At 72.1% G+C, this 22490-nt stretch carries 19 protein-coding genes and 1 pseudogene; 10 read left to right on the top strand and 10 right to left on the bottom strand.

The features are described from left to right. Positions 1-51: 51 nt before the first annotated feature. Together GB864_RS09620 and GB864_RS09615 are read right to left on the bottom strand one after the other, a co-directional pair. A complete protein-coding gene (locus GB864_RS09620; RefSeq protein WP_160424450.1) occupies positions 52-420 on the bottom strand; it encodes an MGMT family protein in 369 nt (122 codons plus the stop codon). 43 nt (positions 421-463) lie between these two features. Further along, a complete protein-coding gene (locus GB864_RS09615; protein WP_160424447.1) occupies positions 464-916 on the bottom strand; it encodes a GNAT family N-acetyltransferase in 453 nt (150 codons plus the stop codon). A gap of 157 nt (positions 917-1073) precedes the next feature. Here GB864_RS09615 and GB864_RS09610 point away from each other — a divergent pair, with 157 nt between their 5' ends. Continuing rightward, positions 1074-2291 (top strand): NADP-dependent isocitrate dehydrogenase, encoded by a 1218-nt coding sequence (locus GB864_RS09610; protein WP_160424445.1) that lies wholly within the window; start codon positions 1074-1076, stop codon positions 2289-2291. A gap of 101 nt (positions 2292-2392) precedes the next feature. Here GB864_RS09610 and GB864_RS09605 read toward each other — a convergent pair whose 3' ends face one another. From GB864_RS09605 to GB864_RS09590, 4 genes are all read right to left on the bottom strand, one after another. Continuing rightward, positions 2393-3268 carry an alpha/beta hydrolase gene (locus GB864_RS09605; protein WP_160424443.1) on the bottom strand — a complete coding sequence of 292 codons (876 nt, stop codon included), beginning with the start codon at positions 3266-3268 and terminating at the stop codon, positions 2393-2395. A 261-nt stretch (positions 3269-3529) separates the two neighbouring features. Then, positions 3530-4315 (bottom strand): ABC transporter ATP-binding protein, encoded by a 786-nt coding sequence (locus tag GB864_RS09600; protein ID WP_160424441.1) that lies wholly within the window; start codon positions 4313-4315, stop codon positions 3530-3532. Positions 4316-4326: 11 nt separating this feature from the next. Next, on the bottom strand, positions 4327-5247 hold the full coding sequence (locus GB864_RS09595) for an ABC transporter permease (RefSeq protein ID WP_160424440.1): 921 nt from the start codon (positions 5245-5247) through the stop codon (positions 4327-4329). Between the two features lie 64 nt (positions 5248-5311). Beyond that, a complete protein-coding gene (locus tag GB864_RS09590) occupies positions 5312-6292 on the bottom strand; it encodes an ABC transporter substrate-binding protein (RefSeq protein WP_160424437.1) in 981 nt (326 codons plus the stop codon). 304 nt (positions 6293-6596) lie between these two features. Here GB864_RS09590 and GB864_RS09585 point away from each other — a divergent pair, with 304 nt between their 5' ends. The 8 genes from GB864_RS09585 to GB864_RS09550 all read left to right on the top strand — a co-directional run bounded on the left by GB864_RS09585 (position 6597) and on the right by GB864_RS09550 (position 18082). Beyond that, positions 6597-9968 carry a S8 family serine peptidase gene (locus GB864_RS09585; protein ID WP_160424436.1) on the top strand — a complete coding sequence of 1124 codons (3372 nt, stop codon included), beginning with the start codon at positions 6597-6599 and terminating at the stop codon, positions 9966-9968. 202 nt (positions 9969-10170) lie between these two features. Then, positions 10171-11328, top strand: a complete 1158-nt coding sequence (locus GB864_RS09580; RefSeq protein ID WP_160424470.1) for an ROK family transcriptional regulator — start codon at positions 10171-10173, stop codon at positions 11326-11328. A gap of 85 nt (positions 11329-11413) precedes the next feature. Further along, positions 11414-12667: an extracellular solute-binding protein gene (locus GB864_RS09575; RefSeq protein ID WP_160424434.1), complete on the top strand. Its 1254-nt coding sequence runs from the start codon at positions 11414-11416 to the stop codon at positions 12665-12667. Positions 12668-12789: 122 nt separating this feature from the next. After that, entirely contained in the window at positions 12790-13752 is a 963-nt protein-coding gene (locus GB864_RS18510) for a carbohydrate ABC transporter permease (RefSeq protein WP_160424431.1), read from the top strand. A 53-nt stretch (positions 13753-13805) separates the two neighbouring features. Continuing rightward, positions 13806-14693 carry a carbohydrate ABC transporter permease gene (locus tag GB864_RS18505; protein WP_336603945.1) on the top strand — a complete coding sequence of 296 codons (888 nt, stop codon included), beginning with the start codon at positions 13806-13808 and terminating at the stop codon, positions 14691-14693. Then, positions 14690-16246 carry a glycoside hydrolase family 3 protein gene (locus tag GB864_RS09560; RefSeq protein ID WP_160424429.1) on the top strand — a complete coding sequence of 519 codons (1557 nt, stop codon included), beginning with the start codon at positions 14690-14692 and terminating at the stop codon, positions 16244-16246. Before GB864_RS18505 ends, GB864_RS09560 begins: the two co-directional genes overlap by 4 nt. Further along, positions 16243-17226, top strand: a complete 984-nt coding sequence (locus tag GB864_RS09555) for an ROK family protein (protein WP_202107121.1) — start codon at positions 16243-16245, stop codon at positions 17224-17226. Before GB864_RS09560 ends, GB864_RS09555 begins: the two co-directional genes overlap by 4 nt. Before the next feature lie 70 nt (positions 17227-17296). Continuing rightward, positions 17297-18082: a glucosamine-6-phosphate deaminase gene (locus GB864_RS09550; protein ID WP_160424427.1), complete on the top strand. Its 786-nt coding sequence runs from the start codon at positions 17297-17299 to the stop codon at positions 18080-18082. Positions 18083-18220: 138 nt separating this feature from the next. Here the strand turns inward: GB864_RS09550 and GB864_RS09545 are convergent, their stop codons facing one another. Next, entirely contained in the window at positions 18221-18811 is a 591-nt protein-coding gene (locus GB864_RS09545) for a TetR/AcrR family transcriptional regulator (RefSeq protein WP_160424425.1), read from the bottom strand. A gap of 90 nt (positions 18812-18901) precedes the next feature. Between GB864_RS09545 and GB864_RS09540 the strand changes: the two genes are divergently transcribed. Then, on the top strand, positions 18902-20011 hold the full coding sequence (locus tag GB864_RS09540) for a hypothetical protein (RefSeq protein WP_160424424.1): 1110 nt from the start codon (positions 18902-18904) through the stop codon (positions 20009-20011). A 69-nt stretch (positions 20012-20080) separates the two neighbouring features. Here the strand turns inward: GB864_RS09540 and GB864_RS09535 are convergent, their stop codons facing one another. From GB864_RS09535 to GB864_RS09525, 3 genes and pseudogenes are all read right to left on the bottom strand, one after another. Next, positions 20081-20464, bottom strand: coding sequence for a YrdB family protein (locus GB864_RS09535; RefSeq protein WP_336603943.1), 384 nt, complete (start codon positions 20462-20464; stop codon positions 20081-20083). A 113-nt stretch (positions 20465-20577) separates the two neighbouring features. After that, on the bottom strand, positions 20578-21450 hold the full coding sequence (purU, locus tag GB864_RS09530) for a formyltetrahydrofolate deformylase (RefSeq protein ID WP_160424423.1): 873 nt from the start codon (positions 21448-21450) through the stop codon (positions 20578-20580). A 23-nt stretch (positions 21451-21473) separates the two neighbouring features. Then, positions 21474-22490: pseudogene (locus GB864_RS09525) on the bottom strand (hypothetical protein); the annotation flags it as partial.

Raw genomic sequence — 22490 nt, 5'->3', positions numbered from 1 at the left:
GTCGCTCGAGCCGGAGCCGGAGCCGGAGCCGGAGCCGGAGCCGGAGCCGGTTCAGGGCCGCCAGCGCGCGGCGCGCAGGTCGACGCGGTAGCCCTCGGGCCCCTCGTACGGCCGCAGCGGCGTGCCCTCGGCCTCGTAGTTGAGGAGCGCCGCCTCCGCGTGGCCCGCGGGCGGCAGCCCGCTCGCCCGGATGACGCGCCACCACGGCACCGTGCCGCCGGAGCGCGCGAGGATCGTGCCGACCGCACGGGCGGCGCGCGTGCCGAGCAGGGCGGCGACGTCGCCGTAGGTCAGCACGAGGCCGGGCGGGATGTCGGCCACGAGGGCGAGCACCGCGTCGCCGAAGTCGCCGACCGGTTCCGCGTCGTCGTCGTCGCGGTGCGGCGGCGTCGGTTCGCCCGCGGCGCCGCGCCGGGTCATCCGGATGCGGGGATCGCCGGGCCGGGGCATGGCGGGCCCGGGCTCAGAGCTCGATGGCGCCGATGACGTCGCCGTAGGCGCTGATGCCGATGTCGACGAAGCCGATGCGGTGGAAGAAGGCCTCGGGGCCGTCGATGCCCGACTCCCACATGACCGTGATGCGGTTCACGCCGCGGCGCTTGGCCTCTTCCGCGAGGGCGAGGGTGAGTTGGCGGCCGACGCCGCGGCCCTGGGCGGCCGCGTCGACGTTGATGCGCCAGATGCAGGCCCGGAACTCCTCGTGCACGTTGTCGGGGTCGAAGTTGCCGTGGATGAAGCCGACGACCTTCTCGTCCTCGAACGCGACACGCTGCCAGGCGCTCTCGGGGTCGGGGACGACGGTCTCGGCGGCGTAGGTCTCGGGGATGACGAACTGGGCCTGACCGGGCTTGAGCGTGAGCGCGTTCGCCGCGACGATGTTCGACGCGTTCAGTTCTTCCAGTCGCAGGTCCGCCATGCGAACACACTAACCGCATCGTGGGGCGACGTCTCCGTCGATTTGGTGCCAACTCTCTCGATGTCGAGATACCCAGGGAGGCGGGGTATCGTGGACGGCGGCCCGCACGATCGGCTCCGGTCGTTTTCCCCTCCCGCATGAACAAGGAGACATCCTTTTGTCCAAGATCAAGGTTGAAGGCACCGTCGTCGAGCTCGACGGCGACGAGATGACGCGCATCATCTGGCAGGCCATCAAGGACGAGCTCATCCACCCGTACGTCGACGTGGACCTCGAGTACTACGACCTTTCGATCCAGAAGCGCGATGAGACGGACGACCAGATCACCGTCGACGCCGCCAACGCGATCAAGAAGCACGGCGTCGGCGTCAAGTGCGCCACCATCACCCCCGACGAGGCCCGCGTCGAGGAGTTCGGCCTGAAGAAGATGTGGCGCTCGCCCAACGGCACCATCCGCAACATCCTCGGCGGCGTGATCTTCCGCGAGCCGATCATCATCTCGAACATCCCGCGCCTCGTGCCCGGCTGGAACAAGCCGATCATCGTCGGCCGTCACGCCTTCGGCGACCAGTACCGCGCCACCGACTTCAAGTTCGAGGGCGAGGGCACCCTCACGATGACCTTCACCCCGAAGGACGGCTCCGAGCCGCAGTCGTTCGAGGTCTTCCAGGCGCCCGGCGCCGGCGTCGCCATGGGCATGTACAACCTCGACGAGTCCATCAAGGACTTCGCGCGCGCGTCGCTCAACTACGGCCTCGACCGCAACTACCCGGTCTACCTCTCGACGAAGAACACGATCCTGAAGGCCTACGACGGCCGGTTCAAGGACCTCTTCCAGGAGGTCTTCGACACGGAGTTCAAGGAGCGCTTCGACGCCGCGGGCCTCACCTACGAGCACCGCCTCATCGACGACATGGTCGCTTCCTCGCTCAAGTGGGAGGGCGGCTACGTCTGGGCCTGCAAGAACTACGACGGCGACGTGCAGTCCGACACCGTCGCGCAGGGCTTCGGCTCGCTCGGCCTCATGACCTCCGTGCTGGCCACGCCGGACGGCAAGGTCGTCGAGGCGGAGGCCGCCCACGGCACCGTCACGCGCCACTACCGCCAGCACCAGGCCGGCAAGCCCACCTCGACGAACCCGATCGCCTCGATCTTCGCCTGGACCCGCGGCTTCGCGCACCGCGGCAAGCTCGACGGCAACCAGGAGCTCATCGACTTCGCGAACACCCTCGAGGACGTCGTCATCAAGACCGTCGAGGCCGGCCACATGACGAAGGACCTCGCGCTCCTCGTCGGCCCCGAGCAGCCCTACGAGACCACCGAGGTCTTCCTCGGCTCGATCTCGGCCGCGCTCAAGGAGCGCCTCGCCGCGTAATCGCCGCGACGCTCGCGCGAACGGGCCGGATGCCGCTTGGGCATCCGGCCCGTTCCGCGTCTCCGACGCGCTCCGGCCGCCACCGGGCGCCGGCGGATCGCTCAGGGAGCGGTGGTCGACTCCGGGGGAGCGGCGGCCGGCTCGGCGGTCGCCCCGTCCGGCACCGGCCGCGCGTGCTCGAGCGCCCAGTCGAGGGCGTAGTCGGCCACTTCCTCCCAGCCCTCCTGGCTGACGATGCGGTGGGTGCGCCCGGGGAACTCGATCTGCTCGACGAGCGCCGGCCCCGCTTCGTAGTGCTGCAGGGTCGCCCGCTGGATCGCGGGCGGGGCGACATGGTCGATCTCGCCCGAGATGAGCAGCAGGGGCGCGCGGTCGGCCTTCGCGAAGTCGACCCGCGTGATGCCCGACTTCGGCTGCGGCAGCGAGAGGACGCCCTCGAAGAACACGCGGTTGACCGAGTTCACGGCGCTCGCCTCCCACTCCAGGTCGGAGTCGGCCCGCGAGAGGTCGTTGCCGAAGGTGTAGTGGAAGTGGGCCTTGCTGAGCGGGCTCGCCTTGGCCTTGCCGAACGGGTTGGCGAGGATCGGCAGGCCGGTGCGCAGCGTCGAGAACGGCAGGGTCAGGACGCCGGCCGGCTGCCCCGGCTCGACGCCGACGCCCGCGACGCCGAGCCCGCGGTCGAGCAGCATCTGGATGAAGATCCCGCCGAACGAGTGCCCCATGATGATCGGCGCCTCGGGCAGCGCTCGGATGATCCGGTCGTACGAGTCGACGATCTCCGTGATCGAGACGTTCTCGAGCGCGCTCGGGTCGCGGCGCACGTCGGCCGGCTCCCGGTCGTCGATGCCGGGCCAGCCCGGCACGATCACCTCGTGACCGCGGGCGCGGAAGCGCTCGGCCCAGGTGTCCCAGCTGGAGGGGGTCATCCACAATCCGTGCACGAGCACGATCGGGGGGAGGGTGGCGTTCTCGCTCATGATGCTGCCTTTCTCGAACGGTGCGGGAAACGAGGGATGCGGGCCGGCGACGGTGGCCGGTCCCGCTCGGTGTCGTGCAGTTCGTGGACGCCGACCGCGGCGAGCGCGGTCCGACGAGCAGTTCGGCGGAGCTCCGCCGCCCGAGGGCGGCGTTCGGGATCACCGTAGACCCGCGGGCTTCCGCGGGACAACGGGGAAAACGAGCGGGCCGGATGCCCGTGGCATCCGGCCCGCTCGTCGAGACGCGACGGGGTGGGGGAGTCAGACCGTCTCGCGGGGCGCGTGCACCAGGTCGGCGATCTCGCGCTTGATCTCGTTGAACTCGGCGCTCGTCACGTCGCGCGCGCCGGCGAGGTCGACCGGAACGACGCGCGAGATGTGCCCGGGCACGCCGTGCGCGGCGCCGCCGGTCATGACGACGACGCGGTCGGCGAGGAAGACGGCCTCCTCGATCGAGTGCGTCACGAAGAGCACGGTCGTCTGCGTCTCGCGGTGGATGCGGCGCAGCTCGACCTGCAGCTCGCTGCGCGTCAGCGCGTCGAGCGCGCCGAACGGCTCGTCCATGAGCAGCACCGACGGGTCGTTCGCGAGCACCCGCGCGATCGCCACGCGCTGCTGCATGCCGCCCGAGAGCTGGCCGGGGTAGCGGTCGGCGAAGCGGGTCAGGCCGACGGTTTCGAGGAAGCGGGTGGCGAGCGCCCGGGCATCCGCCCGCTTCGCCCCGCGGCGACGGGGCCCGTACCCGACGTTCTCGGCGACGGTGAGCCAGGGGAAGAGCCCGTAGTCCTGGAAGACGACGCCGCGGTCGGGGCCGGGGCCGCGCACCGGGACGCCGCCGACGCTCACCTCGCCCTCGCTGGCCTCCTCGAAGCCGGCGAGGATGCGCAGCAGGGTCGACTTGCCGCACCCGGAGGCGCCGACGACCGCGACGAACTCGCCGGAGGCGATCGACAGGTCCACGTCGGCGAGGGCGAGCACCTCGTCGCCGTCGGGCGACTCGTAGCGCTTGGCGAGATCGGCGAATCGCACTTCGGCGTTGCGTGACATGGTGCCTCGATTCACTTGACGAGCGGACGCCCGCGGAACGCGAGGCGGAAGACGAGGGAGAGGAGCCGGTCCGAGAGGAATCCGGCGAGGCCGATGCAGATCATGCCCGCGACGATGAGGTCGGTGCGCACGATGTTGCGCGCCATCGTGATGGTGGCGCCGAGGCCCGTGTCGACGCCGACGGTCTCGCCGAGCACGAGCACGACCCAGGCGAGGCCGAGCCCGACGCGCAGGCCGTTGACGATCGCGGGGGCGGCGGCCGGGACCACGACGCCGGCGAGCTGCTGCAGGCGGCCGGCGCCGAGCATCCGGGACGCCTCGAGGAGGCGGGGCGGGACCTGACGCGCCCCGCTGGCGGCGCCGAGCACGATCGGGAAGAACGCCGAGAGCGTGATGAGGAAGATCGTCGACTGGTCGCCGACGCCGATGATGAGGGCGACGAGCGGCACCCACGCGGTCGCCGGGATCGGGCGGAAGAGGTTGATGAACGGGTCGAACAGCGAGTTCACGACGTAGCTGCGGCCCATGATCACGCCGAGGACGATGCCGAGCACGGACGCGAGCAGGAAGCCGCTGAGGACGCGCAGGACGCTCGCGCCGAGATCCGGCCAGAGCTTGCCGGCGAACGCGTCGTCGCCGAAGGCGGGGATCGCGTACCCGAGCAGCGTCTGGGCGACCTCGAGCGGGTAGGGCAGGAAGCCCATCTGGATGCCGAAGGGCAGCACCCACTCGTAGACGACGCCGAGCTGCCACACCAGCACGAAGACGATGGGCACGGGGAAGGCGAGCAGCACGGCTTGCAGCCGGCCGCCCCGGCGCGAGCGGCGCCCGGGCTTCGTCGTCGTCGGCGGGGGGACGGCGCCCGGCGTCGCGGGGGCGGCATCCGCGGTCTCCGCCGGGGCGGTGGTCGTGGCGGTCTCTGCGTCGGTCATGTTCGCTCCGATCGGATGCTGGCCGCGGGCGGGCGGATCGGGATCCGCCCGCCCGCGGGCCGGGTCAGGAGGCGGTGAGGAACTCGGCGTCGACGAGGTCGGCGGACGCCGGTGCCTCATCGATCAGGCCGAGCTCGGCCATCTCGGCGGCGAGGGCGTCGAGCTGGCCGAGGTACTCCTCGGACAGGTCGCTGCGCATCCAGAAGTTCTCGATGGCCAGGTCGAGGATCGCCTGGTCGCCGCCGAACTCGGCCACCATCTCGGGCAGCCACTCGTCGGTGTGCTCCTGCATGTAGTCGACGGTCGCGACGTGGGTGTCGACGACCTCCTGCACGAGCTCGGGGTCGGACTCGATGAGCTCGCCCGTGGTGACGAGGCCGATGTTGACCTTGCCGATCGGGGTGTCGTACGGGTCGGCGAGTTCGTGGCCGCCGTTCTGGAGGGCGATCGACGCACCGATCTCGACGCCGAAGAAGGCGTCGATGCTGCCGTTGGCGAAGGTGCCCGCCATGTCGGGGACGGGGACGACGACGAGCTCGACGTCGGCGGGGTCGACGCCGGCGGCCTCGAGCGTGAGGCGCATGGCGACCTCCTGGGCGCTGCCCTGGATGTAGCCGACCTTCTTGCCGACGAGGTCCTCGATCGAGTCGATCGACTCGTTCGCGATGAAGCCCGAACCGCCGTCGGCCGCGGAGGCGACGATCTTGAGGTCGCGGCCCTGTGCGATCGAGGAGATGGTCGGGGTGACGCCCGTGATCGCGAAGTCGACCGTGCCCGAGACGAGGGCGTCGTTGAGCGCGGGGGTCGTGTCGAGGGTGACGACCTCGAACTCGACGCCCTCGGGGGCGAACTGCTCGTAGAGGAACGGGTGGTAGAAGTGCGGCTGGCCGCGGAGGGTGCCGACCTTGACGGTGACGGTCTCGCCGGGGGCTGCGGCGTCGGCCGCGCCGGACTCGGCGTCGGCGGCGGAGCAGGAGCTGAGGCCGAGCGCTGCGGCTGCGGCGAGTGCGACCAGGGCTGCGGTGCGGCGGAATGCGGTGGGCATGCGGAAGCTCTCGATTCGGGTGAGGGAACGGCGGAGGGCCGTCGGGCGACGGCGCCGGGATTTCGGGTGCCTGCTCATTCGAGCGCGTCACGTGTCGCGGGGGATTTCACTCGGGTAACGGCTTTGTAAACCACATCAACATCCCGGCCGGTCTGGACCGGTCGTCGAACCTGCGAACTGGCGAGTTGATGCCGTGGCAACAACCCGACAGCAGATGTGAAACACCCGTGCGTCTCCCGTGCGGTAGCCTGCCTGCCATTCGTCCCCCACTTGGGGGGCACCTCACGTCCCGAGAGGATCACCAGTGGAGTTGAACGACCCCGCGCGCCGACCCGGACGGCGGCGCCTCCGCGCCGTCGCGTCCGTCGCCGGCGCAGCACTCGCATCCACGGCGCTCGTCGCATTCGCAGCCCCTGCAGCTGCGATCGGCGCCGAGCGCACGGAGCTCGACACGTCCGGCCTCGAGCCCGGCCGCTACATCGTCGTCCTCGACGACGCGGCGGCCGCGGCCTACGACGGCGGCGTGACCGGCTACGCCGCCACCGCTCCCGTCGAAGGCGAGCAGCTCGACGCCGAGGACGCCCACGTCGAGGAGTACGCCGGCTACCTCGAGTCGCAGCAGGAGGACGTCGCGGCCTCTGTCGACGCCGAGGTCGGCGTGTCCTACAGCCTCACCCTCAACGCGTTCTCGGCCGAGCTCGACACGACCCAGATCACGGCGCTCGCGCGCGACGAGAAGGTCGTCGGCCTCGTCCCCGACGAGCTCCTCAAGCCGACGGCCGTGCCCTCGACGGACTTCCTCGGGCTGAGCGGCGACGACGGCGTCTGGGCCGCCGTCGGCGGCGCCGAAGCCGCCGGCGAGGGCGTCGTCGTCGGCGTGCTCGACACCGGCATCGCGCCGGAGAACGCCTCCTTCGCCGGCGAAGCGCTCGGCACTTCGCCGAGCGCGGAGCCCTACCTCGACGGCTCGTCGATCGTCTTCGACAAGGCCGACGGCTCCACCTTCACCGGCGTCTGCCAGAGCGGCGTCCAGTTCGCCGCCGACGACTGCTCGACGAAGATCATCGGCGCCCGCTACTTCGTGCAGGGCTTCGGCGCGGCCAACATCGGTTCGACCGCGATCGGCGAGTACCTCTCGCCGCGCGACGGCGCCAGCCACGGCTCGCACACCGCCTCGACCGCGGCCGGCAACGCCGACGTGCCCGTGACCCTCGCGGGCCACGACTACGGCACGATCTCGGGCGTCGCGCCCGCGGCGAAGATCGCCGCGTACAAGGTCTGCTGGGAAGGCAAGAACCCGGCCGCGACCACGGACGACGGCTGCACCACGACCGACCTCCTCGCGGGCATCGACGCGGCCGTGCAGGACGGCGTCGACGTCATCAACTTCTCCATCGGCGGCGGCACCTCATCCTCGACGTTCGAGCTGACCGACCAGGCGTTCTTCAACGCCGCCGCGGCCGGCATCTTCGTCTCGGCCTCGGCCGGCAACAGCGGCCCGTCGGCCTCCACGCTCGACAACTCGTCGCCGTGGATCACGACCGTCGCGGCGTCGACCATCCCCTCCTACGAGGCGACGGCGACCACGGGTGACGGGGCGAAGTACCCGGGCGCCTCGACGACCGTGTGGGAGCCCCTCTCGGGCGACCTGGTGCGCGCCGACGACGTGCGCCTCGCGGGCAAGGTCGCGGCCGACGCGCTGCTCTGCGCCCCCGGCTCGCTCGACCCGGCGCTGGCCGCCGGCAAGATCGTGCTCTGCCAGCGCGGCACGTACGACCGCGTCGCCAAGTCGGCCGAGGTCGCCCGTGCCGGCGGCATCGGCGTGGTGCTCGTGAACTCGACGCCGGGCTCGCTCGACGCCGACACCCACTCGGTGCCGACGATCCACATCTCGGACGCCTACTGGGCCGCCCTCTCGGCCTACGCGGCCACTCCGGGCGCCACGGTCTCCCTCACGCCCGACAACACGAGCGGCATCGACACGCCGACGCCCCAGGTGGCCGGCTTCTCGTCGCGCGGCCCGATCGTCGTCGACGGCGCGGACATCCTGAAGCCCGACATCTCGGCGCCGGGCGTCGCGATCCTCGCGGCGGCGGCGAACCCCGAGGGCGCCGAGAGCGCCTACACGTTCATGTCGGGCACGTCGATGGCGGCGCCGCACATCGCGGGCCTCGCAGCCCTCTACCTCGGCGAGCGTCCGAACGCGACGCCGGCCGAGATCAAGTCGGCGATGATGACCACCGCCTACGACACGCTCTCGGAGACCGGCGAGACCGTCACCGACCCGTTCGCGCAGGGCGCCGGCCACGTCGATCCGACGCGGTTCTTCGAGCCCGGTCTGCTCTACTTGAACGACATCGGCGACTGGGCCGCGTACGTCCAGGGCATCGGCGCGTACGACTTCGGCGTCGAGCCGGTCGCCGCGAGCGACCTCAACCTCGCGTCGATCTCGGTGGGCGAACTCACGGCGCCGGAGACGGTGACCCGAACGGTCACGGCCACGCAGGACGGCACGTTCAGCGCGTCGATCTCGGGCCTGGCCGGCGTCAAGACGACGGTCTCGCCGAAGTCGCTGCGGCTGAAGGCCGGCGAGTCGAAGAGCTTCACCGTGAAGTTCGACCGCACGGACGCGCCGCTCGACGAGTGGGCGACCGGCTCCCTCACCTGGACGAGCGGCGACACCTCGGTGCGCAGCCCGATCGCGGTGCAGCCCGTCACGGCCGTCGTGCCCGAGGCCGTCGCCGGCTTCGGCGTCGACGGTTCCGTGAAGCTGCCGATCGTGTCGGCGGGCGACGGCGCGCTGCCGATCACCACCCTCGGCCTCGCCAAGGGCGTGCTGCTCCCGGACCCCTACGGGGAGACGAGCGAGCACTCGGGCATCGGCTCGAACACCTCGGCCGACCCGGAGTACGAGTGGCTCGTCGACGTCGCGGACGGGCAGGCGCTCGCCCGCTTCGACGTCGACTCGCTCCTCGACGAGTCGGTCTCCGACCTCGACCTCTCCGTCTACAAGCTCGACGACGCGGCCTTCGCGCAGGGACGCCTCGTGGCGACCGCCCTGTGGCAGTCGGCCACGGGCTCGGCCGACGAGCGCGTCGACCTGTCGGACCCGGCCGCGGGCAAGTACTACGTGCTGGTCGACGTCTACACGGGCGTCGACGTGCCGTTCGACTTCACCCTGCTCCAGCTCGGCGCGGAGGGGGAGGGCGACTTCACCGTCGCCCCGAACCCCGTGAAGGTCAAGGAGGGCAAGGAGACGACGGTCTCGGCGTCGTGGAAGGGCCTCGCTGCCGGCGAGTACCTCGGCGTCGTGCGCGTCGGCGACGGCGGGGCCGAGACGGTCGTCTCGGTCTCGGCGCCGGTCGCGCCGGTCAACACCGCCGTGCCGACGATCTCGGGCAGCAACCGCCTCGGCGCCGTGCTGACCGCGAAGCCCGGCACGTGGGACGTCGAGGGCCTCTCGTACACGTACCAGTGGTACGCGGACGGGCAGCCGATCTGGGGCGGCGTCTTCTCCAAGCTCGTGCTCCTGCCGCGCTTCGACGAGAAGGACCTCACGGTCGTCGTGACGGCGAAGAAGGCCGGCTATCCGGCGGTCACCGCGACGTCGGCGCCGTTCGCGGTCGACTTCCCGCGCTTCGGCCACCCGGGCCACGGATGGCTCGTGGCGGAGTGAGCGGAACCGCCTGATCCGAGCCGATCGACGGGCGGCGGGGCTTCGGCCCCGCCGCCCGTTCCCGTCTCCGGATGCCCGTCGCGACGGCCTCGATCACGAATCGGTAACGAGCGGGGCAATCGAACATCCGAGCTTGTGCGCTGTTTGTTCGTAAGCTTTACTAACAAACGTGACGACCACGGACTCCCAGCTCGGACCGGCGATGACGCCGGACACCGCGCGCAGCGACGCCGGCTTCACCGTCGGGCGGGCCCTCCGGCCCACCGCGAAGGTGCTCCCGGAGCACGCCCGGGCCCACAACCGCGCTCTCGTCCTCCAGACCCTCCTCGCCGGCGGCGCCGCCTCCCGCGCCGACCTCGCCCGTGAGACCGGCCTCACCCGCGTCACCGTCTCCGATCTGGTCGCGGAGCTCATCGCCGAAGGCCTCATCGTCGAACTCGGCCACCGCGAGGACGCCCGTCCCGGCAAGCCCGCGACCCTCATCGACTTCGCCCGCGACGCCCACCGGATCCTCGCCGTCGACCTCTCCGAGCACTCGCTCGTGCGCGGCGCCGTCGTCGACGTCGACGGCAACGTCCTCGAGCGCATCGAGCTCCCGCTCGACGGCGCGACCGGCGACGCCGTCGTCGAGCTCGTCCTGGACGTCCTCGTCCGACTGCAGGCCCTCGCCGACGCCCCCGTGCTCGGCATCGGCATCGGTTCGCCGGGTGTCGTCGACCGTGTCGGCGTCGTCCACTCCGCCCCGAACCTCGGCTGGCGCGAGGTCGACCTGCAGCGCCGCGTCGCGGTCGCGACCGGACTGCCGGTCCACGTCGGCAACGACGCGAACGCCGCGACCCTCGCCGAACTGCGCGGCACCGCATCCGACGACCTGCTCGTGGTCACGGTCGGCCGAGGCGTCGGCGCGGGCGTCGTGCTCGGCGGCCGCCTCGTCTTCGGGTCCGCCTGGGCGGCCGGCGAGATCGGCCACGTCGTCGTCGGCACCGACGGCGGCGCCCCCTGCGCCTGCGGCAAGGAAGGCTGCCTGGAGACCTGGCTCTCGGTGCCGCGCCTCGAAGCGCGCCTCGCCGCCGCCGACGGCGAAGAGGCCCGCGAGGCCGTCCTGCGCGAAGCCGGGCGTCGCCTCGGCATCGTGCTCGCGCCCGTCGTGGGCGCCCTCAATCTCTCGGAGCTCGTCGTGAGCGGGCCCGAGGAACTGCTCGGCGGTGCGCTCCTGGGCGCCACCGCCGACACGCTCCGGAACCGGACGATGGCGGAACTCACCCGCGATCTGAGGCTCCGGATGACCGCGCACGGCAAGGACATCGTCCTCCGCGGCGCGGCCGTCATGGTCCTGTCCGGACAACTCGGGGTCTCGTAACAGCACTTCCCGAACGGGATCCCAGCGCACCAGGGGTGTCGGCGGCTCGCCGGCCACCTTCCAATGATGAAAGGAACACAAGGCAATGCGGAAACTCGGCATCGCGGCGCTCGGCGCCGTTGCCGCGCTGACCCTGGCCGGCTGCTCGGCCGGCGGCAGCGCAGAAGAGACCACGGCCGACAGCGGCACCATCACCGTCTGGGTCGTCGGCACCGACACCCCCGACACGGCCCGTGACTACCTCAAGGACACCTTCGAGTCCGAGAACGACGGCTGGACGCTCGACATCGTCGAGAAGACCTGGGCCGACGTCAGCGACACCTACGCCGCCGCGCTCCAGTCGAACGACTCGCCCGACGTCGTCGAGGTCGGCAACACCCAGACGGCGTCCTTCGCCGACCAGGGCCTCTTCCTCCCGCTCGACGACGTCGACCTGCCGGACGACTTCCTGGGCGGCCTGCAGGACTCGGCCACGTACGACGGCACGCTCTACGCCGCCCCGTACTACGCCGGCGGCCGCATCGTCTTCTACAGCGACCAGATCCTCGGCGACACCGTGCTGCCGGAGACCCTCGACGAGTACGTCGCCACCGGCGAGGCGCGCCACACCGACACGGTCTCGGGCATCTACGCGCCCGGCCGCGACTGGTACAACGCCCTTCCCTACGTCTGGGCGCACGGCGGCTTCATCGCCGAGCAGGAGGGCGACGAGTGGAAGGCCGGCTTCTCGAGCGAGGGCGGCATCGAGGGTCTGACGCAGCTCCAGCAGGTCTACACCAACGCCTCCAACGCGGCGAAGGACGGCGACGAGACCGACCCGCAGGTTCCCTTCTGCGCCGGTGAGGTCGTCTTCCTCTCCGCCCCGGCCTGGGTGCAGTGGTCGATCAACGCCCCCGAGGACGCCGAGAACCCCGGCTGCGCCTCGACCTACGGCGCCGACCTCAACGCGTTCCCGCTGCCCGGCCTCGAGGCCGGCGAGACCGCCCCGATCTTCGCGGGCGGCTCGAACATGGGCGTCGCGACCAAGTCGAAGAGCCCGGAGATGGCCAAGAAGGCCCTCCAGATCATCACCTCCGACGGCTACCAGACCCTCCTCGCCGAGGGCGGCCTGACCCCGGGCGTCGAGTCGGCCGCTTCGTCGCTGCCCGACACCCCCGTCGCCAAGGCGCAGGCCACGGCCCTCGCCAACTCGAAGGTGACCCCGACCACCCCGAAGTGGGCCGAGGTCGAGGGCGCGCAGATCATCCAGGAGGCGCTCGTCAAGATCGCCAACGGCGGTGACGTCGCCGCGATCGCGGCCGAGCTCGACGGCCAGATCGAGGACATCCTCAACGGCTGATCCAGCTGTGCGAAGGGGGCGGAGCGCCCGCTCCGTCCCCTTCGCCATGGGCCCCGCACGGTCCGTCCCCGGTTCCACCGCCGCCCGCGCGGCACCCCCCCCAGATTTCGCAAGGAGCAGTCATGACTGCAACGCTTCCGAGCGCGACGGCCACGTCGGGCTCGACGAAGGCCGACCGCCCCGGCCGCCGCGGCGGGCGCCGCTTCCCGTGGGCGCCCTGGCTGCTGCTCACCCCGAGCGTCGTGCTGCTGGCCGTCATGGTCGGCTACCCGACGATCAAGATGATCGTCACGAGCTTCACCGACGAGGCCATCCGCAACAAGATGCTCGGCACGGCGCCGAACTTCGTCGGCTTCGACAACTACCTCGAGATCTTCACCCAGTCGGACTTCCCGGCCGTCCTCGCGCGCTCGATCGCCCTCATGGTCATCCTGACCGCGCTCATCACCGCCGGCGGCATGCTGCTCGCCCTGCTGATGCGGCGCCTCTCCAAGGGCTGGCGCACGGCCGTCTCGATCTCGCTCCTGCTGGCCTGGGCGATGCCGCCGCTGGCCGCGACCGTCGTCTTCGGCTGGATGTTCGACACCAAGTACGGCGTCGCGAACTACATCCTGAACGTGCTGACGCGGTCGAACGACTGGACCGACCACCAGTGGCTCTACAACCCGTTCTCCTTCTTCATGGTGCTGATCCTCATCGTCACCTGGCAGGGCATCCCGTTCGCCGCGTTCACGTTCTACGCCGGCCTCGGCCAGGTGCCCGACGAAGTCCTCGAAGCCTCGCAGCTCGACGGCGCGGGCGGCTTCCAGCGCTTCCGGTTCATCGTCATGCCCTACCTCTCGAGCGTCGTCACCGCGGTGCTCGTGCTCGAGACGATCTGGAACCTGCGCATCTTCACGCAGGTGTACGCGCTGCAGCAGCGCGGCGGGCTCGTCTCCGAGACGAACGTGCTGCCGACCTACATCTTCCGGCAGGGCATGGGCGAGTTCGGCGTCACCGCCGCGATCGGCGTGATCATGCTGATCCTGCTCATGGCCCTCTCCTACTTCAACGTCCGCCGCACCCTCAAGGAGGAGGCACTGTGACCACGCAGCTCTCACCGGCGCTCGCCGCCGGAGCGGCCTCCCCGGTCGACTCCATCGAGACGAAGCGCCCCAAGGGCCGCGGCCGCACCTTCCGGCCGCGCAACGTCTGGACGCGCGTCGCCCTGAACTCCATCGCGGCGATCGTCATCGCGTGCTCGGTGTTCCCCGTCTACTGGATGGTGAACATGTCGTTCACCCCGCCGCAGAAGATCATCAGCCGCGAGCCGGCGTTCTTCCCGGTCGAGTTCACGTGGAAGAACTACGTGACCGCCTGGACCCGAGAGGCCGCGCCCGGCCAGACCGACTTCGTGCACGGCCTCGGCGCCTCGATCGGCGTCGCGCTCGCCGTCGTCGTGGTCTGCGCGCTGTTCGCCTTCCTCGCCTCGATCGCGCTCGCGCGCTTCGCGTTCAAGGGCCGCTGGGTCTTCATCATCTCCGTGCTCATCGTCCAGATGGTGCCCGGCGAGGCGATGATGTACACGACGTTCAACATGCTCGACAGCTGGCAGCTGGTGAACACGCTGTTCGGCCTCTTCCTCGTGCACCTCGCCTCGGTCGTGCCGTTCACGATCTGGACCCTGCGCGGCTTCGTCGCCGGCGTCCCGGCCGACCTCGAGGAGGCGGCGCAGATCGACGGCTGCACCAAGGCGCAGGCGTTCTGGAAGGTCACCTTCCCGCTGCTCGCACCGGGCCTCGTCTCGACCGGCATCTTCGCCTTCATCCAGTCGTGGAACGAGTTCACGATGGCGCTCCTGCTGCTCCAGGGCTACAACCTCACCCTCCCGCCGTGGCTGAACTCGTTCCAGTCGGCGACCGAGGCGACCAACTGGGGTGCCGTCATGGCCGGCTCGACCCTCATCGCACTGCCCGTCGTGATCTTCTTCCTCTTCGTGCAGGGACGCATGGTCGGCGGCCTCGTGAGCGGCGCGGTCAAGGGATGACCGGAGCGAACACCCCCGACGCGGCCGCGAGCCTCCGCCGGGACGCGCTGACGTGCCTGCTGCCGGGCTTCGTCGGACCGACCGCGCCGGAGTGGCTCCTCGGCCTCCTCGGCGAGGGCCTCGGGGGCGTGTGCCTCTTCGGCACCAACGTCGAGCGCCCCGCGCAGGTCGCGCGGCTCACCGCGGCGATCCGTGCGGCGAACCCGGATGCGGTGGTCGCGATCGACGAGGAAGGCGGCGAAGTCACCCGCCTCGCCTACGACATCGGTTCGCCGTTCCCCGGCGCCGCGGTGCTCGGGCGCATCGACGACGTCGCGGTCACCGCGGCGGTCGCCGACCGCGTCGGCCGGGCGCTGCGGGCCGTGGGCGCGAACGTCACGTTCGCCCCGGACGTCGACGTCAATTCCAACCCCGACAACCCGGTCATCGGCACCCGCTCGTTCGGCACCGACCCCGAGCTCGTCGGCCGGCACGCGGCCGCGTGGACGCGCGGCGTGCAGACGGCCGGCGTGGCCGCCACTCCGAAGCACTTCCCGGGACACGGCGACACCGCCGTCGACTCGCACCTCGGGCTGCCGATCGTCGACCTGCCCCTCGAGACGCTCCGCGAGCGCGAGCTCGTGCCGTTCCGCGCGGCCATCGAGGCCGGCGCGAAGCTCGTCATGACGAGCCACATCCTGCTGCCGCAGCTCGATGCGGACCGGCCCGCTACGCTCTCCCCGACGATCCTCGGGATGCTCCGCGACGAGCTCGGCTTCGACGGCGTCATCGTGAGCGACGCGCTGGACATGCACGGCGCCTCCGGCGAGACGGGCATCCCCGAGGCCGCCGTGCGCGCGCTGGACGCCGGCTGCGACCTGCTCTGCATCGGTACCGCGAACACCGGGCCGCAGCTCGAGGAGATCACCGCCCACGTCCTGTCGGCCGTCGCCGACGGCCGGCTGTCCGCCGATCGAGTGGCCGAGGCCGCCGCGCGCGTGCGCGCCCTCGCCGCCGGACTGCCGGCACCCGCTGCCGTGCCCGCGCCGGGGGAGGAGCTCGACCTCGACGTCGAAGCCGCCTCCGACGAGCGCTCGCGCGTCGGCGCCTCGTTCCGCGTCGCCGACGCCGTGCCCGGCGTACTCGCCGAGGCCGGACGCGTCGGCACGCTCGTCGGCGTCGAGACCGTCGCGAACATCGCCGTCGGCGCCGCGCCCTGGGGGCCGTTCGCGGCGCTCGCCCAGGATGCCGCCGCGCCCCGCTCGCTCGCCGACGCCGACACGCTCGTGCTCGCGGCCGACGCCCCCGCGTTCGAGGACGCCCGTGCGCTGACCGGGCCCGTGCTCGTCGTCGGCCGCGACCTGCACCGGCACGCGTTCGCCCGCGACGCCGTCGACGGCCTGCGCGCCGTGCGCGGCGACGTCGTCGCCGTCGACTTCGGCTGGCCGTCGCCGGACTTCGCCTACGCCGACATCGCCACGTTCGGCTCGTCCCGGCTCGTCGGCGAGGCGTTCCTCGCCGCGCTGGAGGGGTGGACGCTCGGCGACGCGCCCGGGGAGGGGGAGCAGCCATGAAACTCGGCATCGACATCGGCGCCGGCGGCGCCCCCGCACCGGCCGTCGAGGACCGCGGCGTGCGGCTCGGCATCGATATCGGCGGCACGAAGACCGCCGCCGTCGTGCTCGGCCGCGACGGCGAGCTCAGCGACCAGGTGCGGATGCCCACGGGCTTCGGCGCCGAGGAGGTCGTCGCCACCGTGCTGCACACCGTCGAACGCATGACGGAGCTCGCCGGGCTCCCCGTCGACGGCTTCACGACCATCGGCATCGGCATCCCCGGCGCGGTCGACTCCGAACGCGGCCACGTGCGGCACGCCGTCAACCTCGGGCTCGGCGGACTCGACCTCGGTCCCGTCCTCGAACGCCGGCTCGGCGTGCGGGTGCGTATCGAGAACGACGTCAAGGCGGCCGCGCTCGGCGCGCATCACCTGCTCTCCGAGCGCGGTGCCGCGGGGGACTCGATGGCCTACCTGAACCTCGGCACGGGGCTCGCGGCGGGCGTGCTGCTCGACGGGAAGCTCCTGCGCGGCGGCCACGGCATCGCCGGCGAGATCGGCCACATCCCCGTCGACCCGGCGGGTGCGCAGTGCCCCTGCGGCCAGATCGGCTGCCTCGAGACCGTCGCGTCGGGCAAGGGCCTCGCACGCATGTGGCCCTCGACCGACGCGCTTCCGGCGCGCGAGCTCTTCCGGCTCGCGGCAGACGGGCGCCCGGACGCGGTCGAGGTGCGGGAGCGGTTCCTCACCGGCGTCGCGTCGGCGGTCCGCATCCTCGTGCTCACGGCCGACGTCGACTCGGTCGTCATCGGCGGCGGCCTCGCCGCCCTCGGCGAGCCCCTGAAGAGCGGCGTGCGCCGCGTACTGTCGGAGTGGGCGGCGAACTCGCCGTTCCTCGGATCCATCGACCTCCCCGACCGGGTGCAGGTCATTCCGAGCGGGTTCCCTGCAGCAGCAGTAGGCGCAGCGCTCGTGGGAGGTGCCTCGTGGCCGAAGTGATGTCAGTCCGAGCGGCGCTGTGCCGCTCGCGTGCAGCTGCAGTCGGAGCGGCGCTCGTGGGAGGTGCCTCGTGGCCGAAGTAGTCATCGTCGGGAACCCGGAGGAGGCCGGTGCGCTCTACGGGGACGCCGCGGCCGAGCTCATCGCCCGCAAGCCGGACGCGGTCCTCGGACTCGCGACCGGGTCGACCCCGCTGCCCGCCTACCGCGCTCTCGCGGAGCGCATCGCGGCGACGGGCCTGGACGTCTCCCAGGTGCGCGGCTTCGCGCTCGACGAGTACGTCGGCCTGCCGGCGACGCATCCGGAGAGCTACCGCTCCGTCATCACCCGCGAGGTCGTCGAACCTCTCGGGCTCACGCCGGAGCTCGTGCATGTGCCGAACGGCGACCCGGCGACGATCCGCACCGCGGGCGAGGACTACGAGGCGGCGATCGACGCCGCAGGCGGAGTCGACCTGCAAATCCTCGGCATCGGGCGCACGGGTCACCTCGGCTTCAACGAGCCGGGCTCGTCGTTCGCCTCCCTCACGCGCGTGAAGACGCTGACCGAGCGCACGCGCCTCGACAACGCGCGCTTCTTCGACTCGCTCGACGAGGTGCCCGTGCACTGCGTGACGCAGGGGCTCGGCACGATCCTCCGGGCGCGCCACCTCGTGCTGCTCGCCTTCGGCGAGGGCAAGGCGGAGGCGGTCGCGGCCGCCGTCGAGGGTCCGCTCACTGCGAGCATGCCGGGCTCCGCCGTGCAGCTCCACGCGCGCGTCACAGTCATCGTCGACGAGGCCGCGGCATCGCAGCTCGCGTACGCCGACTACTACCGCTACGCGTGGGCGAACAAGCCCGCCTGGCAGGGCGTCTGAGTCGAACCGAACGGCCCTTGCGCGCTGCGCGGGGGCCGTCGGCGTACGTGGCCGCGCCGTCCGCGTCCGGGGCCGCTCCGCCCGAGGTCCGGGCGGACCGCGTCGACGGAGCGGACGTGCCGCGTCGCGCGCGCCGCGTCAGCCGCGGTAGACGAGCGGCAGGGCGGCGATGAAGGCGTCCTCGTCGAACTGCGGCAGGATCGCGCGCTGCACGAGGAAGCCCGGGACGGCGGCGATGACCGCGGGCACGACCAGGTCGGCCCATGCGCCGGGATCGCCGTCGACGCGACCGGGCTCCGCGGCCGCCCAGGCGGCGAGCTCCGTGCGCAGCAGCCGGTGGACGCGCAGGAAGATGCGGCCGGCGATCTCGGCGATCTCCGGGTCGACGGCCGCTTCGGCCCAGACTTGGGGGATGACCCTCGTGGCCTTCTCGAGGCGCATGCCGCCGACGAGCGCGGAGACGAGTGCGGCGGGGGAGAGGGGCTGTCCGTCGACCCGCGCCGCCTCGAGGTCGGCCTGACGGCCGGCGAGCACGCGTTCGGCGACTGCGACGAGGATCTCCTGCTTGCCGGCGAAGTGGCCGTAGATCGCACCGGCCGAGAGGCCCGATTCGGCGATGACGGCGGCCATCGAGGTGCCGCGGTAGCCGTCGCGCTGCACGCAGCGCAGCGCGGCGTCGATGATCTCGTCGCGGCGGGCGGCTTTGTACGCGGCGGAGACCTTGGGCATGGGCCAAGTGTAGGCAGCCGGGTTGCGTTTCAGCCGGGATCTGATAAAAAAGAACGAACATTCGTTTTGAATTGAGAGAGAAGCGCCACCATGGCCGCACGCACCGTCGACGCCGCAGCGCCGCACCGCACCCCCCACAACCCCGTCGGCAGAGTCGTCGGTCTCGCCGTCGGCCTCGCCGCCCTCGTCGCGATCGTCGTGCTCGCGTTCTCCTGGCCGGCCGTCACCGCCGAACCGAAGGACGTCCCCGTCGCCCTCGTCGGCCCGGAGGCCGCCGTCTCCGCACTGCAGTCGGGCCTCGAGGAGCAGACGGGCGACCTGCTCGACTTCACCGTCCTCGACGACCGCGACGCCGCCGTCGACGCGATCGAGCAGCGCGACGTCGTCGGCGCCATCGTCGTCGGGCAGGAGCCCGAACTGCTCACCGCCACGGCGTCCGGCTCGGTCGGCGCCGTCGTGAAGGGGCTCGCGACCCCGCTCCAGGCTGCTCTCACCGCGCAGTCGCAGGCCGCGGCGGCCGCCGCCGGGGTGGAGGCCACCGCGGTGACGCTCACCGTCACGGACGTCGTGCCCTACGCCGACAGCGACCCCAACGGCCTCGGCTTCAGCGCCGCGTCCTTCCCGATCCTGCTCGGCGGCATGCTCGGCGGCATCCTGCTCTCGATCGCCGTGGTCGGTTCGATGCGGCGCGTGACCGGCCTCGTCGTCTACGCCGCGGTCGGCGGCATCGTGCTCACGAGCATCATGCAGAGCTGGCTCGGCGTCATCCAGGGCGACTACTGGCTGAACGCCGCCGCGTTCGGACTCTCCCTCGCGGCGATCGGGGCCCCGATCATCGGCGCCGTCGCGCTGCTCGGCCGAGCCGGCATCGCGGTCGGTCCGGTCGTCATGATGCTCTTCGCCAACCCGATCTCGGGAGCCGGCGTCCCCGCCTCGTACTTGCCGGGCGGCTGGGGCGCCGTCGGCCAGTGGTTCCCGCCGGGGGCCTCCGCGACACTCTTGCGCGACCTCTCGTACTTCCCGGAGGCCGACACGACGTTCCCGTGGCTCGTGCTCGGCGCGTGGGCGCTCGGCGGCGTGCTGCTCGCCGTCATCGGCAAGTTCCGGACGGCGGGCGGCGCCGAGCCCGACCGCGAGGCGGCCCTCGAGGACGCGCCCGAGTCGCCGGCGGGAGAACGCGAGCCGGCCCTCACCGCCTGATCCCGCACCGAAGACGAACGGCCGGCCACCGCATCCGCGGGGCCGGCCGTTCCGTCGTGCGCGGGAGCCTCAGGACTCGGTGATCTCCCGGCGGCCGTTGAGCACGCCGGAGACCGCGGCCACGAGGGCGAAGACGGCGGCGAGGATCGGCTGGCCGAGCTGCCACAGGCCGAGCGCGGCCGAGGAGAAGATCGCGATCTCGACGAGCGCCTTGACGAACGGGTCGACTGCGAAAACCGCCTTCGGCGAGCGGAAGAGCGCCCAGAGCAGGATCGCGAACACCGGTGCGCCGATGCCGATCAGGATGCCCGGCCACGGCAGGGGGAACGCGAAGAAGCCCCAGAGGGCGAGGATGACGAACGCGGCGATCTCGAGCACGAAACGCACCACGTCGTTGACGCGGATGGTCATCGAGGGCGCGGCCTGCGGGGAGTCGGGGGTCTTGCCTGGCACCGCAACAGCCTACCCGGGGCATCCTGAGGGTCTCGCCGGGGAAGCACGGGCCGCGTGCGCGGCGGGCGGACGGGCTGCCGGCGCTCGTCGGGCGACGGCCCGGCCCGCGTCGGTCAGCGGAAGATGATCGTGCGCGCGCCGTCGAGCAGCACGCGCCGGTCGGCGAACCACTTCACCGCCTGGCGGAGGGTGCGCGACTCCTCGTCCTGCCCGATGGCCACGAGCTCGGAGACGGCGTTCGCGTGGTCGACGCGCACGACGTTCTGCTCGATGATCGGCCCCTCGTCGAGGTCGCTCGTGACGAAGTGGGCCGTCGCGCCGATGAGCTTCACGCCGCGGGCGTGCGCCTGCCGGTACGGGTTCGCGCCCTTGAAGCCCGGCAGGAAGGAGTGGTGGATGTTGATGGCGCGCCCGGCGAGCGCTTCGCAGAGCTCGGGGGAGAGGATCTGCATGTAGCGGGCGAGCACGACGAGCTCGATGTCGTGCTCCTCGACGGCGGCGAGGATTCGGGCCTCGAACGCGGCCTTCGACGCGGGGTCGGTCACGGCGAGCGACTCGAACGGCACGCCGTAGAAATCGACGAGGTCGCGCAGCGTGCCGTGGTTCGAGAGCACGAGCGGGATGTCGACGTTGAGCTGCCCGGCGTGCCGGCGGTAGAGCAGGTCGTTGACGCAGTGGCCGGCGGTCGAGGCGAGCACGAGGGTGCGCACGGGGCGGCCGACCTCGTCGAGGTGCCAGTCGAGGCCGAGCTCCGCGGCGACCGGGGCGAGCTGCGCCTCGAAGTCGGCGCGGTCGGCGGAGGACTCGATCTGCAGCCGCATGAAGAAGCGGCCGGTATCGGCGCTCGCGAACTGCTGGCTCTCGGTGATGTTGCCGTCCGCGGCGACGATCGCCCCCGAGACGGCGTGCACGATGCCGGGGCGGTCGGTGCAGACGAGGGTGAGCACCCAGTGGTTGCGACGGTCGCCGAGGCGCGCGGAGATCATCGGTCCAGGATAGTCAGCCTCGATCAGCCCCGGGTTTCGACCGGCACGAGCGCGCCGAGGCGCTCGCCGACGACGTACCGGGCGCTCGTGCGGCCCGCGTCGATCAGGAACGCGAAGCCGACCGCGCGCACCTCGCCGTCGGCGCCCAGGCGCACGTCGGCCGAGCGCGCCCCGTTGGCGAGGCGCACCGTCGTGCCGGGGCGTCCGGTGACCGTCACGGTGACGAGGCCGATCCCCAGACGCTCCACGACGACGCGCGGCACCTCGAGGCGGACGCTCGCGCTCGCGCTCGTCGGCGCGGCGCCGTCGGCGCGCTGGCGCACCTCGAGCACGTGATCGCCGCCGGCCAGCCCGCCGATGGCGAGGGTCCACGAGCCGTCGAGGCCGACGCTCGTCGCACCGAGCGGGGTGCCGCCGAGCAGCACCTCGAGCTGCGCGCCGGGCTCGCCCCGGCCGCGGAGGATCGGCTGCACGAGTCCCAGCGCGGTGTCGATCTCGACGACCTCGGGCGGCGCGGGCGCGGCGACGGGCGGCTCGGTGGGGTCGGGGGTCGGGGTCGGCGTCGGGCTCGGGGTCGGAGCGGCAGGCGGCGCCGCCGGAGGAGTCGGCGCCGAGGACGCGGGGGCGTCGGGCGTGGGAGACGGCGCTGCGTCGGGCGTCGGCGTCGGCTCGGGCGCAGGGGCCGTCTCCTCGACGGGCTCGTCCGGTCGGACCGGCTCGTCGGGCTCCTCGGTCGGCGGCGGGGCCGGCGCGGTCGAAGGCGCCGGCGCATCGGCCTCCGTCGTCCCGGCGGGACCGGTCTCGACGGCCGACGGCGGCAGTGCGGCGAGCTGCGGGTCGCGGTCGTCGCCGAACGCGGCGAACGCGACGACGCCGGCCACGATGACCGCGACGAGCGCTGTGCCCGTGCCGATCGCGACCGGTGCGGACAGGGCGGTCCCGGCACCGGCGCCCGCGCCGGCCGTCGAGCCCGAGGCGGTCGCTCCGACCGAGTTCTGCCCGCCGCCCCACACGGCGGCCGGGACCGCTGCGGCACGTCC

This window comes from Agromyces seonyuensis (assembly GCF_009789225.1).
Lineage (GTDB): Bacteria > Actinomycetota > Actinomycetes > Actinomycetales > Microbacteriaceae > Agromyces > Agromyces seonyuensis.
The sequence above is the reverse complement of the archived record's forward strand: the minus strand, read 5'-3'. Positions and strand labels throughout refer to the sequence as shown.

Coding starts and splice junctions, on each gene's coding strand:
- GB864_RS09545 (WP_160424425.1), bottom strand. CDS start 18,811: ATGCCCAAGGTCTCCGCCGCGTACAAAGCCGCCCGCCGCGACGAGATC.
- GB864_RS09590 (WP_160424437.1), bottom strand. CDS start 6,292: ATGCCCACCGCATTCCGCCGCACCGCAGCCCTGGTCGCACTCGCCGCA.
- GB864_RS09575 (WP_160424434.1), top strand. CDS start 11,414: ATGCGGAAACTCGGCATCGCGGCGCTCGGCGCCGTTGCCGCGCTGACC.
- GB864_RS09595 (WP_160424440.1), bottom strand. CDS start 5,247: ATGACCGACGCAGAGACCGCCACGACCACCGCCCCGGCGGAGACCGCG.
- GB864_RS09615 (WP_160424447.1), bottom strand. CDS start 916: ATGGCGGACCTGCGACTGGAAGAACTGAACGCGTCGAACATCGTCGCG.
- purU (WP_160424423.1), bottom strand. CDS start 21,450: ATGATCTCCGCGCGCCTCGGCGACCGTCGCAACCACTGGGTGCTCACC.
- GB864_RS18510 (WP_160424431.1), top strand. CDS start 12,790: ATGACTGCAACGCTTCCGAGCGCGACGGCCACGTCGGGCTCGACGAAG.
- GB864_RS09605 (WP_160424443.1), bottom strand. CDS start 3,268: ATGAGCGAGAACGCCACCCTCCCCCCGATCGTGCTCGTGCACGGATTG.
- GB864_RS09540 (WP_160424424.1), top strand. CDS start 18,902: ATGGCCGCACGCACCGTCGACGCCGCAGCGCCGCACCGCACCCCCCAC.
- GB864_RS09555 (WP_202107121.1), top strand. CDS start 16,243: ATGAAACTCGGCATCGACATCGGCGCCGGCGGCGCCCCCGCACCGGCC.
- GB864_RS09620 (WP_160424450.1), bottom strand. CDS start 420: ATGACCCGGCGCGGCGCCGCGGGCGAACCGACGCCGCCGCACCGCGAC.
- GB864_RS09600 (WP_160424441.1), bottom strand. CDS start 4,315: ATGTCACGCAACGCCGAAGTGCGATTCGCCGATCTCGCCAAGCGCTAC.
- GB864_RS09580 (WP_160424470.1), top strand. CDS start 10,171: ATGACGCCGGACACCGCGCGCAGCGACGCCGGCTTCACCGTCGGGCGG.
- GB864_RS09560 (WP_160424429.1), top strand. CDS start 14,690: ATGACCGGAGCGAACACCCCCGACGCGGCCGCGAGCCTCCGCCGGGAC.